Here is a 15,900-nt window from a genome sequence, read left to right as displayed (position 1 = left end):
TTGCTTTCTTTTCGAATTTAGCGACACATTAAAAGCAGTAAGTGGCTACGGCAACTTTTCCTTAAAGAATTCTGATCGATTCTTTAGCCAGGTGGCCGAGAGTATGACCTCCCACGGCAAACGCACACTAAATCCTTTTCAGTCTAACTACTTGCGCCAAGTAGTCCACATTCCACCCGGCCATTCGGCGGCGCATGGCGATGCTTTCTTTGCCGGGTTGCTGCTTGAATAGGGTGATGGAGAAGCGTTTTAGCAACGCCAAATTGTCTGCGGCCAGGCGATTTCTGACGCGGTTTTCGTCCTCGCGGAACGTCACATCGAGATTCGTAAGCTGGGCTAGCGAAAGCGTAACCCAGCGATCCCAAATCAAACGTGACCAACCAACATAGATCAAAAGAACACAAATCGGTTCAAGCCGTATCGATTTATTCTATCGTACAGCTTGCCGCCAATTTGTCTTTGCTGGGTTACGCTGACGCTAACCCAGCCGACAAAGAGCGACGCCGAACCAGTATTAGTGCAACTCGACCGGTTGTCCTGGCACGGGGAACTGTTCGCAGAGCGAAGCAATTTCGCCTCGGATGCGGCCATGTACAGCGGCGTCTTCGGGAGCTTTCAAGGCTTCCAAAATCCAGCCGCCGATCTTTTTCATTTCTTCCGTCTTCATGCCGCGTGTGGTCAACGCTGGCGTGCCGATGCGGATACCGCTGGGGTCCATCGGTTTGCGTTCGTCGAACGGAATCATATTCTTGTTGACCGTGATACCGCTGGCCCCTAGGGCGTTTTCAGCTGCAGTACCGGTTGTGCCGACAGCGGTGACGTCGACCAGCATCAGGTGATTTTCAGTTCCGCCTGAAACCAATTTCAAGCCGCCAGACATCAGCGTGTCGGCCAAGGTTTTGGCATTGTCGACCACCTGTTGAGCGTACTGCTTGAACTCTGGCTGCAAGGCTTCTTGGAAGCAAATCGCCTTGCCAGCAATCACGTGCATCAACGGTCCACCCTGGGTTCCAGGGAAGACGTTGCGGTTGATCATCTTGGTGTGCTCTTCCTTGCACAGAATCAGACCGGAACGAGGGCCACGCAGGGTCTTGTGGCAGGTGGTCGTCACGAAATCGGCGTACGGCACCGGGCTGTTATGGACGCCGCCAGCGACCAAGCCAGCATAGTGGGCCATGTCGACGAACAGCTTCGCCCCGACGTCGTTGGCGATCTCGGCGAACTTTTCGTGCGGGATCTCACGGGGGTAAGCACTGGCTCCGGCGACGATCAGCTTCGGCTTGTGTTCTTTGGCCAGCTTGGCGATCGCGTCGAAGTCGAGCCGGTGCGTTTCGCGGTCGACACCGTAGCTGATGAAGTTGTACAGGATGCCGGAAACGTTCAGCTTCATCCCGTGGGTCAAGTGACCGCCGTGAGCCAGATCTAAACCGAGAACCGTATCCCCAGGCTCGATCGCGGTCAGGTAAACCGCAAAGTTGGCCTGCGAACCGGCGTGCGGCTGGACGTTGGCGTGCTCGGCCCCAAACAACTGCTTGGCGCGGTCGATGGCCAGTTGTTCGATCACATCGACATGCTCGCAACCGCCGTAGTAACGACGACCTGGGTAGCCTTCGGCGTACTTGTTGGTTAGGACACTACCCACCGCTTGTTGAATTGCGGCGCTGGTGTAGTTTTCCGAGGCAATCATTTCCAGCCCGTCGGCTTGACGGACTTGTTCGGCTTCGATGGCGGCCCAGACTTCAGGATCGTTTTGCTTGATTAAGTTCATGCCAGCGTGGTGGGAAAGACCGTTTGAGGTGTCCCCAGAGCGAACCAATGCCCCGGAAAGAATATTGAATTGTCGGCCAGCGGCTAGCATTCGTCAACGGGCACAGATGTCGCCGTTTTCTACCCTAACAGATCCGGGCTTTTCGCCGGTAAATGACAGATAATTACCACTGAGCTACGCCATTTGGCATTTTCCACGGCGGCACAATCAAAAGGAAGCAATCCAATCCTTTTGCCGAGCCTGACCCCCACAGCGGGCAAAACTGCTGGGGATACAACCGTTCGGCTGCCAATCAATCGGCAATAAAGTGAGCAAACGCTTGCTCGAGCTCTTGCGGCGAGGGACGGACCAGCTTGGCAATCTCTTCCCCATCGCGCAGAAAAACCAGCGTCGGCCAAAGCTTGACCTGAAACGAGCGACCGAGCCGTTTCCCTTTCCCAACGGCAACGCGCAAATGAGCAACGTCGTCGGCAGACGCAAGAATGCCCTCGACGGTAGGGTTAAGTTGCTGACAGTGACCGCACCAATTAGCACCGAACTCAACCACCAGCCGCCCCGGCCGCTGGTCGATCTCTTCGCGGCTAGGGACCTCTTCACGGTAAGTGGGATCAAACGACATCGTAGGTCTCGCTTCAAGGAAAAAACGGATTGGCCTACTGAATTAGCTGCAAAACCAATGCCATGTACGCTGGCGGCTTACGATGGTTAGGGCCTGGATTCTCGCAAAGCAGCTTGCGTCAAATGTTCGTTTGCATCTCAACCCCCCTCAACTCAGCGGAGACGAGGGGGGAGATGTTAGCGAGATGTTGATTTAACGATTAGGTATATTCCTGCTTCGTCGGCTTGATGATCAATTCGGCCACGTGGGCACGCGGGGGTAAGTGGCAGATGGCCAGCACGACTTCGCTGAAATCTTCCGGCTGCAACATACGGGCTCGGTGTTCTTCGGTGACCGGGCTGGGACGCTGAGCGAGGATCGGCGTATCGACTTCGCCTGGGTAGATGTTGGTGATGCGAACTCCATCGACTGCGACTTCGTTGCCGGCTGCGGTCCCCAAAGCAGTCATCGCGAATTTCGACGCACAGTAGGCGATGCCACCCAGGGCGTAGGCGCGTTTGCCAGAGATCGACGAGATGTTGATGATCAGGCCATCTTTTCGTTCGCGCATCGGGGGCAACGCGTTGTACATCAGGTTGTAGCCACCGGTGGCGTTGATTTGCATTACCTGATCCCACTGCTCTGGGGTCATTTCGGCCATGCTGCGGGTTTTGATGTTCACCCCGGCGGCATTGACCAAGATATCGACCGGCCCCAGCGTTTGGGTGGCCCAATCGAACAAGGCTTTGACGTTGGCACGGTCAGAAACATCTACACTGTGGCAATGAATTTCCGCGTCCGATTCTTTAGCGACTTCTTCCAACACTTCAAACCGGCGACCGGCGATTCCGACTTTGGCTCCATCGGCGGCCAGGGACAACGCGATTGCCTTGCCGATTCCGCTTCCACCACCTACGACCAATGCGACTTTACCTGCTAACGACATCTGCGACCGCCTTCTGAACTTCGTTGCGTGAAAATAAAGGACCGGAAATTCCCGTTAATTACCAGGATTCCGTGGCATCCGCCGGCTCGCAAGGGGACATGCTTGTGGGTCGTCTTTTGCGGTAGGCGGTTTGCCGTTATCCTAAACGCTGCGCAATCGAGTGAAAATCGGTTGAGACAACGTCATCAATTTCGCGAAGACATATTTCCCCCAGGGTTGCAGAAGAATGGGATTATTCACCGGAAAAAAGGGCCTGATCGTCGGCGTCGCCAATGGATATTCGATTGCCTGGGGAATCGCCGAGAAAATTATGAAAGAAGGGGGCGTGTGTGGCTTCACGCACCTTCCCGATAAACCGGAAGACAAGCGGCAGAAGAATCGCCACAAGGTGGCGCAGCTGACCGAGCCCCACGGCGATGCCGCCAAGTTCCTGATCCCGCTCGATGTGCAATCGGACGAAAACATCGCGGAAGCGATGAAAGTGGCCGAAGCAGAACTAGGCCAAATCGACTTCCTGCTGCACTCGGTCGCCTTTGCGGCTTTAGAAGACTTACGTGTCCCGACGGTTGAATGCAGCCGTGAAGGTTTTAAGCTGGCCATGGATATCAGCGCTTACAGCATGATCGCCCTGACCAATGCCGCTCGTCCGCTGATGAAAGAAGGTGGCTCGGTTTGTGCGATGACCTACTTCGGTGGCGAAAAGGCCGTACAAGGCTACAACATGATGGGCGTCTGCAAGGCCGCCTTGGATAGCATTGTGAAGTACCTGGCCTACGATCTGGGCGATTCCAACATCCGCGTAAACGCCGTGAGTGCCGGCCCGTTGAAGACATTGGCCAGCAGTGCCGTCGGTGCGAAAGAGATGCTCGATCTTTACTCGGCCGTTTCCCCGCTCGGACGCAATATCACGCTGGAAGAAGTCGCCAATTCCGGTGCTTTCCTTCTTTCCGACATGGCAACCGGCATCACCGGCGAGATCTTGCACGTCGACGCTGGCTACAACATCATGGGCAGCCCCAACCGCTTGGCGAGTGATTACAAGCGTCTTAAAGACGAAGCTGCTGCCAAGTAACTTGGCCCCGCAGTAGACATCCTTCGAAACAACGAACGCCGCGATCACTCGCGGCGTTTGCTATTTCAGGCAATCGTCCACGGCCGCAGCTGAAGTCGGAAAGCGGCTGCGGAAGAACAGGCGTTCCCACCATTTGGCTGGACGAAGACGTGGATCTTCCGGCGAAATCAGGTGGCTTTTGCCGCGACGGGTGCGGACCATGATGCCGTCGGTGTCGACCCGATCGACGATCCAGTACTTGTCGACCGCGTAGGTGTAGTATTCGCCGCGCGACTCCGGCTCGATGTCGTGCGCCCGAGGGCCTGGACTCGTCGTGTGCTTGGTCTTGGTGTAGACGACCACATCGCCGGGGCGAAACATCGAGCACTCTCCGATTCAGGGGGCACGCTAATGGGGTGTTTTGTGGGGATTTTCTGCGATAAATACCACTTTTTAGCGTATCGTTCGGCCCTGGGTTCGTCAATCTAAAGGCCCGATCGTGATCGATTTGCCAGAAAAGGCATAGCACTTGCCGCCTCTTTAATCGACGTATTTTGCCAGGAAAAGGGAAAAATATGGAAAATTATGTTTTCTGTTGGGTAAAATAAAGGCCTTCTCTGACATCACTGCGTGATACATCAAACCCCACTCTTCTCGCAGGAGGACGTATTATGTCCATCCCAACTTCGATGGTATCGCCGCTTGCGCCAACGCTGACGGCCCGAGACTTCATGGAGACCAGGTTGCTCACTTTGAGCCCAGACGAAGATGCCTTGGCCGCGATTCGTAAGTTGCTGCAATATCGGATTTCTGGGGCTCCGGTGGTCGACCAGAACGGCAACTTCTTGGGAATCTTCTCGGAAAAAACTTCCATGCGTTTCTTGTTAGACGCAGCCTATTCACAGCTTCCCTCCAATCGAGTCGGTGCTTTCATGAATACCGACATTTCGCGGTTGATCACGGCCGATACCGATTGGCTGAACTGTGCCCAGGTATTTCTCTCGACTCCGTACCGTCGTCTGCCGGTATTGGAAGGAACTAAGTTAATTGGGCAAGTAAGTCGCCGCGACTTGCTAAATGCCGCCATCAAGATGATCGACAAGCCTGATCGCCGTAACGGAAAGTTCGTGATGTATTTCAGCGCTTTGGTCGAATTAGACGAATCTCCGGTCGAATAACTGACTGGAGCCTAACGGTCTACGAATGACAACGGATTGCAAACCGCCGATTGCCCTTGGTTCGGCGGTAACGTAAATGTCTCTATAATGTCGGCTCCTTCCCCTTGGCCAGCATAGGAAAGAGCTGAATGGTCGTTGCTTCCGGACTGATTGTTTTAGGATTGGTAGTTCTTGTCGTGGGGGGCGATCTGCTCGTTCGCGGTGCATCAGGAATTGCATCGCTGATGGGGATTTCTCCCTTGGTGATCGGTCTGACGGTCGTCGCCTTTGGGACTAGCGCGCCAGAACTTGCCGTCTCGCTGAGTGCCAGTTCCGGCGATGCCGCCGAGATTGCCGTGGGCAATGTGCTGGGCAGCAATATTTTTAACGTCCTCTTCATCTTAGGCATCTCGGCCTTGGTCACGCCGCTAAGCGTGGCGAGTCAATTGGTTCGCTTGGAAGTGCCGTTTATGGTCGGCGTGTCGCTGCTGCTGTGGATGCTGAGCATGAACGGGCATCTCGGGCACGTCGAAGGGAGCTTGCTGTTTGGCATGCTGCTGGTCTATATCGTCTGGTCGGTCTGGCAAAGTCGGCGCGAGTCGAAAAAGGTAGTCGAGGAATATAAAGAGGAATTCGACAAGCCCCCCAAATCACTTTGGGACTCTTTGTTGCAGTTGGTCTGGATCGTCCTTGGTCTGATTGGACTGGCCTACGGTTCGCAGTGGTTGGTTGATGGCGCGGTGATGATCGCCAAGAGCTTCAACATGAGCGAGCTGTTGATCGGGCTGACCATTGTGGCGGTCGGTACCTCGCTGCCGGAAGTGGTTGCCTCGGTCATGGCTTCGATCAAAGGCGAGCGTGATATCGCCGTGGGGAATGTGGTCGGCAGCAATCTTTTCAACATGATGTGCGTGCTGGGGCTGACCGCGATTGTCGTGCCTGAAGGAGTACCGGTTCCCCAAACGGCCATCTGGCAAGAGTTTCCGGTGATGATCGCCGTTTGTGCGGTTTGCTTGCCGATCTTCTTCACCGGCGGGCGGATCGAGCGTTGGGAAGGTGCCATCTTGTTTGGGTACTACATTCTTTACACCACTTATCTCGTGTTAGGGGCGGTTGGATCCCCCTATGCTCCGATATTGGGAAAAGTGATGCTGTTCGGACTGGTTCCGCTCACGGTTCTCGTGCTGACGATCTCGGTGCTGACAGCATTGCGTCGCAAGCCTGAGTCGCCGGTTAGCGAGGGCATTGAGGAAGCGGACGCAGGGTAGACGCCTCATTGCCGCTTGCGGTGACGTCTAGTAAAATTCGCGGTTTATCCTGTCTTGCGGTTCTGCGCTGGTAGTAAGAACGCATGTTGGCCTGTGACTCTCAGTAGCGATTGAAAGCATGAGCACCAAGAAGAACTTGATTGTTGCCCAAAGCGGTGGCCCCAGCCCAGTTATCAACAACACGCTGCGTGGTTTGGTGGAAGCGGCTTGGGAAACCGATAACATCGGAACGGTGTACGGTGCTCATCATGGGATTGAAGGGGTTCTGAAAGAAGAACTGATCAATCTGACCGATCAGCCCCCCGAAGAGATCTCGCTGCTGCGGTACACACCGGCTGCTGGTTCCATCGGCACTTGCCGTTACAAGCTGAAAGATTGGCAGAACGAAGACTTTGATCGCTGTATCGAGGTTTTCAAGGCCCACAACATTGGCTACTTCGTCTACATCGGCGGTAACGACTCGATGGACACCGCCAACAAGATCGCCAAGATGGCCCAAGACAAAGGGCTCGATCTGGTTGGTATTGGTGGTCCCAAGACGATCGACAACGACGTCGGCGATAGCGAATTCAAGCTAATCGACCATACCCCCGGTTATGCCTCGACCGCAAAGTACTGGATGCACATGATTCAGTACGCTAACGAAGAAAACCGAGGCAGCTGCCCAGCCGATCCCGTGCTGGTGATGCAGGCCATGGGCCGCAAAATCGGCTACATCCCGGCTGCCGCTCGTTTGGCCGATCCCAAGCGAGAAATGCCGCTGCAAATCTACATGGCCGAGTCCCCTTGCTCGCTGGAAGAACTGCACGAAAACGTCAACATGCAACTGAAGCAAGATGGCCGCTGCATGGTCGTGCTCAGTGAAGGGTTTGATGTCGGGGACATTGGTGCCCGAAAAGATTCGTTCGGTCACACCAGCTTCAGCGCCAGCAACATCACCGTCGCCCAGATCGTAACCAATTATCTGAATGATAACGGTCTCGCTGTGAAGGGAGCCGCCCGCTGCAATGTGAGCGGTACCGATCAGCGCCACGCGATGGCCTATGCTTCTTCGGTCGACCTGGACGAAGCTTACCACGCCGGCGAAATGGCCGCTGTGTTGGCTTCGACCGGCCAGTCTGGCTACATGTCGACTATTCTGCGGAACGAAGGAGATGTCTACAGCGTTCGCTACGATAAAGCTCCTTTGGCGGAAGTCGCCAACAGCGAGCGTACCTTCCCGAAAGAATGGATTGCCGCCAGTGGGTACGACGTGACCGATGAATTCGTCAAATATGCCAAGCCACTTCTAGGGGAAGGCATGGTCAGCTTGCCAATGATCGACGGCCGGCAACGGATGACCCGTTTGCAGTCACTGTTCGCCGGGCAGAAGTTGCCTGCGTACGTGCCCCAAGCCGATCGCCAGGAAGCCCCCAAGAAGTAAATAAGCGTCACATTTACCAATCACACCAACCATCAACCAATAGAGCGAGATCGAATTAACCATGGTTTATCAGATTGAACCAAAAGCAGAGTTTTTAGTGGGCATCGACTCGGATGGTTGCGTTTTCGACACGATGGAATTGAAGCACAAAGAATGCTTCATTCCCAACATCATCAACTACTACGAACTGCAAGGCGTCAGCAAGTACGCTCGCGAAGCGGCTGAGTTCGTGAATCTGTACTCGAAAAGTCGAGGCATCAACCGCTTTCCGGCGTTGGTCGAAGCGTTGGAGTGGTTGCAAAAGCGTCCTGAAGTACAGGAACGTGGCGCTAAGATCAACATTCCTGAATCGTTGTTGAAGTGGATCAAGGAGGAAACCAAGCTCGGTAACCCAGCCTTGGAAGCCAAAGTCGCCGAATCGAACGACCCTGATTTGGCCCACTGCTTGAAGTGGTCGAAAGCGGTCAACGAAACGGTTGCCGGTATGGTTCGCGGTGTGCCCCCCTTCCCTTCGGTTCGTAAGTGTCTGGAAAAGTTGAGCGGCAAAGCCGACATGCTTGTGGTCTCGGCCACGCCGAACGAAGCCCTGGAAGCCGAATGGAGCGAGCACGATATTGCTCAGTACGTTACGGCGATCTGCGGTCAGGAAGCCGGCAACAAGAAGGAAACGCTGACCAACGCCACCAAATACAAGCCGAATCAAACTTTGATGATCGGTGATGCCCCTGGCGACTATAAAGCCGCCGTGGCAAATGATTGCCTTTTCTACCCGATTAATCCCGGTGACGAAGAAAATAGCTGGAAACGCTTCCATGAGGAAGGTATCGATAAGTTCTTGAAGCTTGAATTCGCTGGCGACTATCAAAAGATGTTGCTGGAAGAATTCGATCGCTACCTGCCCGAAAAGCCAAGCTGGCCGGTCATCGACTAGCAATCCTCTTTCAAAGGGTGATGGTTGGGCAGCGGGTACACGCTTCGCCCCCTCACCCTATCCCTCTTCCCGCAGGGGCGAGGGAACCAGAAATTACCCGAACACAAACCCGTTAGATCTCAGAGGAAACGAAACATCATGTCAGATGCTTCTTGCGACTTCGGTTTGATTGGTCTCGCCGTTATGGGCGAAAACCTGGCCCTGAACGTCGAAAGCCGTGGCTACAAAGTGGCCGTCTACAATCGAACCACCGAGAAAACGGACCATTTCATCCAGGGCCGAGCTGCCGGTAAGAACTTTGTCGGCTGCCACGACATCAAGTCCTTGGTCGCTTCGCTCAAGCGGCCGCGCAAGGTGATGATGCTGATCAAAGCTGGCCCTGCGGTCGACGCGGTGATCGAAGAGCTGCTTCCTTATTTGGAAAAGGGAGACATCATCATCGACGGTGGCAACACCCACTACGCCGATACCGAACGCCGCACGAAGTACATCGAAGACAAAGGCTTGCTCTACGTCGGTTCTGGCGTTTCCGGCGGTGAAGAAGGTGCCTTGAAGGGTCCGAGCTTGATGCCCGGTGGTAGCAAAGCCGCTTGGCCCGAGATCAAAGAGATCTTCCAAGCCATTTCGGCCAAGGTAGGCCCCAACAACGACATCCCTTGCTGCGAATGGGTTGGTCCGCGGGGTGCTGGTCACTACGTGAAGATGGTCCACAACGGCATCGAATACGGCGACATGCAGTTGATCTGCGAAGCCTACTTCCTGCTTAAGCACGGCCTAGGGCTGACCAACGACGAACTGTATGACGTGTTCGATCAATGGAACAGCGGCGACCTGCAAAGTTACCTGATCGAAATCACCCGCGACATCTTCAGCGTGAAAGATGACGACGGCGAAGGTTACCTGGTCGACAAGGTGCTGGACGTTGCCGGTGCCAAGGGGACTGGTAAGTGGATGAGCCAATTGGCTTTGGACTTGGGCGTGCCAAGCACCCTGGTCACAACCGCCGTTTACGCGCGTGCGTTGTCGGCTGCCAAGGAAGCCCGCGTGCGTGCCAGCAAAGTGCTGACCGGCCCTAGCGGCAAGACCTCGGAAGACCGGGCTAAGTTCATCGAACAAGTTCGCGAAGCGTTGTACGCCTCGAAACTGTGCAGCTACGCTCAAGGTTTCGTCCAACTGCAAGCCGCCTCGGCGGAGCACGATTGGGACCTAAACTACGGCGAATGTGCGTTGCTGTGGCGGGGTGGCTGTATCATTCGGGCTCAGTTCCTTGATCGCATCAAGGAAGCGTTCGACAAAGATAGCAAGCTCGAAAGCCTGCTGCTGGATCCTTACTTCACCGACGCCGTTACCAAGGCCCAAGACGGATGGCGTGCGGTCGTCAAAACGGCGATTGAACTAGGCATCCCAACGCCAGCGTTCGCCGGCGCTTTGGCATACTACGACGGCTACCGCAACCCCCGTTTGCCGGCCAACCTTTTGCAGGCCCAACGCGATTACTTCGGGGCACACACGTTCCAGCGGACCGACAAGGAAGGTACCTTCCATGCCGAATGGCTGCATCGTCGCCGCGAGCCGAAGTCGTAAGCGAGCCGTACGTCGGTTGAATTGAATTTCTAGGAACCTGCCATGGATGCCCCGGCAATTTTCGCCAGGGCATCCAGCCAAGAAGATCGAACGACGCATGGCATCTGATTACTTAACCAAACTGTTCGGACTTGAGGGCCAAGTTGCCGTCGTTGTCGGAGCATCCGGGGTATTAGGGGGCGCAATCGCCGAAGGCCTGGCCTCTGCCGGGGCGACGGTTGTTGTGAGCGGCCTTAATCCAGATCGGGGTGAAAACCGCGCTCAGCTAATCCAAGAAGCTGGCGGTAAGGCCACGTTCATTTCCGCCGATACCTTATCGCGCGATTCGCTGGTCCAACTGCGTGATCAGTGCATCGAGAAGTTTGGCCGCATCGATATGCTGGTCAACTGCGCTGGGGTCAATTCTTCGGTCCCTTACGAAGAGATCAGCGACGAAGATTGGCAACGTGTGATAGACACCAACCTCACCGGCACGCATCTCGCTTGCCAGGTGTTCGCCCCCTACTTTGCCGGGCGTGAAGAAGGTGGTTCGGTGCTCAATATCGGTAGCGTTACAGCCCATTTGCCACTCTCGCGCGTCTTCGCCTACTCGGCGTCGAAAGCGGCTGTGCTGAACCTGACGAAGAATCTCGCTCGCGAATATGCGACCCAAGGGGTTCGCTTTAACATCCTTTGCCCTGGCTTCTTCCCGGCAGAACAAAACCGCAAAATCCTCGACAAAGAGCGGGTCGATAACATTATCGGGCAAACCCCGCTGGCTCGCTTCGGTGAACCAGAAGAGCTGGTCGGCGCTTCGATCTTACTCCTCTCGCGTGGTGCCGGCAGCTTCATCACTGGGGCCACGCTGTACGTCGACGGCGGCTTCACGGCAATGCGTTTCTAAAACCGTCCCACGCGCAACCCGCTTGGGATCTCCAGCGATGATATCTCTGCTTGTCGTTCGCTAGCGTCACGCTGAAATAACGCCATCTCCCCTGCATCGACAGCCGATCTAGGGGGCAACGGGGCGCGTGAGTGCTAGATGCTTCTGATTTTTACGCGGCGTCTGGTTGTCGGGAGGGTCGTTACATTGCCACAATAGATGGTTATCCAGGCGGAACAAGGATTTTTTAACGTGCCCAACCGAGCAGGAGCGGAATAGGATAAGCCATGTCTCATACGATCGTGATCTTCGGCGCCTCAGGCGACTTGACTAGTCGAAAGCTAATTCCCGCTCTGTACCTTCTCTCGAAGAAGAAACGCTTGCCTGAAAATACCCGGATCGTGGGCATGTCCCGCACCGAGTTCTCGCACGATGCCTGGCGGAGCGAATTGAAGGAGTCGACCGCGAAGTTTACCGGCGACAAGTTCGAGGAAGCCAGCTGGACCCAATTCGCTGCCAACATTTACTACCATCCTGGCGATCTTACCAAGCTGGAAGACCTGACCGGGCTGAAGTCATTTCTGGAAGAGATCGAGGCTGGACCGGCTGAACGGATTTACTATCTGTCGACCGCCCCACGCCTCTACGTCGAAGCGATCGATCAACTGGGGGCTTCCGGCCTGGCGAACCAGGAAGAAGGGGATCGCCGTATCGTGCTGGAAAAGCCGTTCGGTTACGACCTGGACACGGCCAAGAAGCTGAACTCAGATGTGAACCGCGTTTTCCCGGAAAAGAACGTCTACCGCATCGACCATTACCTGGGCAAGGAAACGGTTCAGAATATGTTGGTGATGCGTTTCGCCAACTCGATCTTCGAACCGGTTTGGAATCGCAACTATATCGATCACGTGCAAATCACCGTGGCCGAAGAAGTTCTCGTCGGGCGACGGGGTGGCTACTACGATCAAGCAGGCGTCTTGCGAGATATGTTCCAAAATCATCTGCTGCAGTTGCTGATGATTACCGCGATGGAAGCCCCGGTAAAGTTCGACGCTGATATGGTGCGGGACGAAAAGGTGAAAGTCCTGCAGTCGATTCGCCCAATGGACGAAGCCGAAATCCGCAAAGAAACCGTGCGTGGCCAATACAAAGGCTACCTAAACGAAGAAGGCGTGCCGAAAGACAGCCAGACCGAGACCTTCGCCGCGTTGCGATTGTGGGTCGATAACTGGCGTTGGAACGGCGTGCCGTTTTATCTTCGCAGCGGCAAGGGGATGTCGTGCCGGACAACGCAAATCGTCATTCAATACCGCCAGCCGCCACTCACGCTGTTCAATAAGAAAGATCGCCCGATCGATTCCAACCGCCTGGTGATACAGATTCAACCGGCGGAAGGAATTCAAATGCAGATCCAAAGCAAAGTGCCAGACGAAGGGATGTCGACGCGGCTTACCTCGCTCGATTTCCGTTTCTGTCAGCAATACAACGGCGAACTGCCGGACGCATATCAGCGGCTACTACTAGACGCCTTGCAAGGAGATGCCAGTTTGTTCGCTCGAAGCGACGAAGTGGAACTGGCCTGGGGAATCATCGACCCAATCATTAAGACGTGGCGTTCCGATAAAGCCCCGCAGCTTAATCTATACGAAGACGGCTATTGGGGCCCGACCGAATCGGCCGACTGGATGGCCGAACATGGCCGGCAGTGGTTTGATGTTTGCCCGGTACTGCATTAAGCGGCCGGTTGCCGGATAGGCATTCGAAACAAAAATAGGGTCGACCGGTTGGGGCAGGTAACCGATCGACCCCGCAGCACCACTGGAGATCTCAGAGACCAGTGATGTGTTTTGGTTGTCTTTTGAATATTCAAAGGACAAGATGTCTTACTAGAGAGCTATATCGGATAGTTGCATTGGGGTACTTAACCTAAGATCGAAAAATTCTCGGCGATCTTGGCATATGTCTCCAGCCAAATAGAGTTCATCGCGGCAAATCACACTTTCCGGGCAAATGCCAGCTGCTATCCTGATTGATGTCGGTTCAGTTATCACGCGTATAGAGGTCGTATCGGTTCATGTCGTTGCGGTTAGGTAATTTAGAGCTAGATTTTCCGCTTGTGCAGGCAGCGTTGTCTGGCTACAGCGATATGTCGATGCGCGTCCTAGCCCGTCGTATGGGGGCTTCCTATTCCATCTGCGAAGTGATGCTAGATCAATTTTTGGTCACGCTGAACGACCGCAAGAAGAATCGCCACTTCTTGGCCATCGCCGACGAAGAACACCCGGTGGGGGGGCAGCTAATGGGAGCTGAGCCTGAACAATTCGCCGCCGGGGCTGCCAAGCTGGTGGAAGCTGGCTTCGACGTCATTGATATCAACTTCGGCTGCCCCGTGAAAAAGGTCTTGGGGCGTTGCCGTGGCGGCTTTCATCTGAGCCAGCCAGAAGTGGCCCTCGATATCATTCGTCGTACGCGGGATGTTGTTCCGGCTGAAATGCCGCTGACTGTCAAAATGCGACGCGGCATCGACGACACTCCGGAAAGCCGTGACAAGTTCTTTGAGATTCTCGATGGAGCTTTCGAAAGCGGAGTCGATGCGATCACCGTGCATGGCCGCACCGTCATGCAGCGTTACATCGGCCCTAGCCGCTGGGAGTTCCTGGCCGAGGTTAAGCGGCACGTGGGGGATCGTACGATTCTGGGAAGTGGCGACTTGTTTTCCGCCCAAGATTGTTTCGACATGATGCGCGAGACTGGCGTCGACGGCGTGACGATCGCCCGTGGTGCGATCGGCAACCCTTGGATCTTTCAACAAGGACGAGCTTTAGCCGCCGGCGAGCCCCTCCCCTTGCCTCCGACGACACATGAGCAGCGCGAAGTGATTGAAGAACATTTGCGTCTCGTGGTTGATCTTTACGGCGAAGACCGCGCGATCACTCAGTTCCGCAAGTTTGGCGTTAAGTACTCGTTCCTCCATCCGCAGATGGAAGAACTGCGTCAGAAGTTTGTCCGCATCAAGGAACTCGCCGACTGGCACGCGATTCGAGATGAATACTACCTCGAAGACCAGCCTGGCAAATATCTCTCGGCTGAAATCCACAACGGCCAAGTTAACTGCTCGACCGGTTAATCAATCGCCCAGTCAATCGCCGTCGCTACCGCCAAGGCAGTGGCCAGCGGACTCATGCCGTTCTGGCAGTAAAATTTACGTTGGCGGCTGAAAAACGACCAGCGATAGAAACTCGAATCAAAATAGGCCACCGCCTCATTTTGTTGCTCTGTGCCTAGGCGAATCGTTGTCTCGCGTTGAAGCGTAGAGGCAACATCGAAGAAGAGGTTCGAGGCTACCTCGAAGCTGCCTGCTTGATACAGATGGCTGCCAAATTGCCGCGGCGGGAGCTTGGCCACAATCGTCCCGTTCTCGGCCAAGACACGCTGGGAGTAATCGTACCCATAGGAATGGTCGCCGATCGAATACCGACCTACATACCCCGACCACGACAGCAGTAACCTCGACTCTGGCAGTACCACTTCGATCGGGCTGACTTTCCAGAAACCAAAACGTAATGCGGCCTCTGACAGTTCAGCGTGAGGTATTTTGTTCGTCAAGTTTGAAACCAAAGGGGCCGAGTTGTTTGTGATTGCGTTGGATTGACTCTAACGCGACCGGCATCGCCTGCTTCACCAGTTGACCGACACGCTGGCGTTCCTCGGGAGAAAGTGCCATGAGAACGGCTAGATCAAAATCAACAGAAAGTTTACGCATCTGTCCGGCGAGAATGATATGCTCGTCACGCGTGAGACGCCCCCCGATTAGACCGGCATAAGCAACGTTCATCTGCTCGGAGATTGTCTGCAGTTGTTTCATCAACTCTGAACGAGTTTCTAGTGGGCTATCGAATAAGCGAGCATTCTGATGCCGGAAAAGTTCCACAAAACCATGTTCCGCGAGCACTTCTAAAGTTACTTGAATATCGTGCGGCGATTCGGCGGTTCCACTTGGCCATGGCGTGTGCGCAGGTTCCGAGAGCAAATTGGTCTTGCGTGGCTTGAGATATTCGGCCAGATCTTCTGGAATGTCATTCAGCAGGTCATGCTTCAGCTTGTCTTTCGATTGCACTCCATATATGCCGAGCATGAAGCCACGATTAGAGAAATAGCTAAGCTGCACGAACGCAAACATTTCGTCCGAAATCTCTGAGCCATCGTCGCCGAGGCTTTCCCTTGGCAAGGAAGCACCGATGACCAAGAGGAGGAGGATGCCCGCGTGAATGAGAAAGAATTTCTGCCAACTTGAAAACGTAGTAACCACGAT

15 protein-coding genes and 1 pseudogene are annotated in these 15,900 nt (G+C 54.8%); 9 read left to right on the top strand and 7 right to left on the bottom strand.

Annotated features, from left to right (window positions below; all coding sequences use genetic code 11):
- Nucleotides 1-127: 127 nt before the first annotated feature.
- From DTL42_RS26650 to DTL42_RS00990, 4 genes and pseudogenes are all read right to left on the bottom strand, one after another.
- Nucleotides 128-322, bottom strand: a pseudogene (locus DTL42_RS26650) (ISAs1 family transposase); the annotation flags it as partial.
- A gap of 192 nt (nucleotides 323-514) precedes the next feature.
- Nucleotides 515-1,768: a serine hydroxymethyltransferase gene (gene glyA, locus DTL42_RS01000; protein WP_114366893.1), complete on the bottom strand. Its 1,254-nt coding sequence runs from the start codon at nucleotides 1,766-1,768 to the stop codon at nucleotides 515-517.
- Between the two features lie 292 nt (nucleotides 1,769-2,060).
- Nucleotides 2,061-2,387 (bottom strand): thioredoxin family protein, encoded by a 327-nt coding sequence (locus DTL42_RS00995; RefSeq protein WP_114366818.1) that lies wholly within the window; start codon nucleotides 2,385-2,387, stop codon nucleotides 2,061-2,063.
- Between the two features lie 199 nt (nucleotides 2,388-2,586).
- A complete protein-coding gene (locus tag DTL42_RS00990) occupies nucleotides 2,587-3,312 on the bottom strand; it encodes an SDR family oxidoreductase (protein WP_114366817.1) in 726 nt (241 codons plus the stop codon).
- 226 nt (nucleotides 3,313-3,538) lie between these two features.
- On the opposite strand from DTL42_RS00990, the gene DTL42_RS00985 reads away from it, so the two are divergent.
- Nucleotides 3,539-4,384 carry an enoyl-ACP reductase FabI gene (locus DTL42_RS00985; protein ID WP_114366815.1) on the top strand — a complete coding sequence of 282 codons (846 nt, stop codon included), beginning with the start codon at nucleotides 3,539-3,541 and terminating at the stop codon, nucleotides 4,382-4,384.
- A gap of 60 nt (nucleotides 4,385-4,444) precedes the next feature.
- Here DTL42_RS00985 and DTL42_RS00980 read toward each other — a convergent pair whose 3' ends face one another.
- Nucleotides 4,445-4,744 carry a hypothetical protein gene (locus DTL42_RS00980; protein ID WP_114366813.1) on the bottom strand — a complete coding sequence of 100 codons (300 nt, stop codon included), beginning with the start codon at nucleotides 4,742-4,744 and terminating at the stop codon, nucleotides 4,445-4,447.
- A gap of 290 nt (nucleotides 4,745-5,034) precedes the next feature.
- On the opposite strand from DTL42_RS00980, the gene DTL42_RS00975 reads away from it, so the two are divergent.
- From DTL42_RS00975 to DTL42_RS00940, 8 genes are all read left to right on the top strand, one after another.
- A complete protein-coding gene (locus DTL42_RS00975; RefSeq protein ID WP_114366811.1) occupies nucleotides 5,035-5,541 on the top strand; it encodes a CBS domain-containing protein in 507 nt (168 codons plus the stop codon).
- A gap of 128 nt (nucleotides 5,542-5,669) precedes the next feature.
- On the top strand, nucleotides 5,670-6,788 hold the full coding sequence (locus DTL42_RS00970; protein WP_114366810.1) for a calcium/sodium antiporter: 1,119 nt from the start codon (nucleotides 5,670-5,672) through the stop codon (nucleotides 6,786-6,788).
- 118 nt (nucleotides 6,789-6,906) lie between these two features.
- A complete protein-coding gene (locus DTL42_RS00965; protein ID WP_114366808.1) occupies nucleotides 6,907-8,211 on the top strand; it encodes a diphosphate--fructose-6-phosphate 1-phosphotransferase in 1,305 nt (434 codons plus the stop codon).
- A gap of 61 nt (nucleotides 8,212-8,272) precedes the next feature.
- Nucleotides 8,273-9,142 carry an HAD family hydrolase gene (locus DTL42_RS00960; protein ID WP_114366806.1) on the top strand — a complete coding sequence of 290 codons (870 nt, stop codon included), beginning with the start codon at nucleotides 8,273-8,275 and terminating at the stop codon, nucleotides 9,140-9,142.
- Between the two features lie 138 nt (nucleotides 9,143-9,280).
- Complete coding sequence (gene gnd, locus DTL42_RS00955) at nucleotides 9,281-10,726, top strand: decarboxylating NADP(+)-dependent phosphogluconate dehydrogenase (RefSeq protein ID WP_114366805.1); 1,446 nt, start codon at nucleotides 9,281-9,283, stop codon at nucleotides 10,724-10,726.
- A 46-nt stretch (nucleotides 10,727-10,772) separates the two neighbouring features.
- Nucleotides 10,773-11,609 carry an SDR family NAD(P)-dependent oxidoreductase gene (locus tag DTL42_RS00950; protein ID WP_234824023.1) on the top strand — a complete coding sequence of 279 codons (837 nt, stop codon included), beginning with the start codon at nucleotides 10,773-10,775 and terminating at the stop codon, nucleotides 11,607-11,609.
- A 266-nt stretch (nucleotides 11,610-11,875) separates the two neighbouring features.
- Nucleotides 11,876-13,324, top strand: a complete 1,449-nt coding sequence (gene zwf, locus DTL42_RS00945; RefSeq protein ID WP_114366803.1) for a glucose-6-phosphate dehydrogenase — start codon at nucleotides 11,876-11,878, stop codon at nucleotides 13,322-13,324.
- Nucleotides 13,325-13,662: 338 nt separating this feature from the next.
- Nucleotides 13,663-14,715: a tRNA dihydrouridine synthase gene (locus DTL42_RS00940; protein WP_114366802.1), complete on the top strand. Its 1,053-nt coding sequence runs from the start codon at nucleotides 13,663-13,665 to the stop codon at nucleotides 14,713-14,715.
- On the opposite strand, the gene DTL42_RS00935 is transcribed toward DTL42_RS00940, so the two are convergent.
- On the bottom strand, nucleotides 14,712-15,194 hold the full coding sequence (locus DTL42_RS00935; RefSeq protein WP_147274114.1) for a hypothetical protein: 483 nt from the start codon (nucleotides 15,192-15,194) through the stop codon (nucleotides 14,712-14,714). The two genes, DTL42_RS00940 and DTL42_RS00935, sit on opposite strands and share 4 nt — an antisense overlap.
- Entirely contained in the window at nucleotides 15,169-15,897 is a 729-nt protein-coding gene (locus DTL42_RS00930) for a hypothetical protein (RefSeq protein ID WP_114366799.1), read from the bottom strand. Before DTL42_RS00930 ends, DTL42_RS00935 begins: the two co-directional genes overlap by 26 nt.
- Nucleotides 15,898-15,900 lie beyond the last annotated feature (3 nt).

This window comes from Bremerella cremea (assembly GCF_003335505.1).
Lineage (GTDB): Bacteria > Planctomycetota > Planctomycetia > Pirellulales > Pirellulaceae > Bremerella > Bremerella cremea_A.
This window is presented reverse-complemented; position numbering and strand designations above follow the sequence as displayed.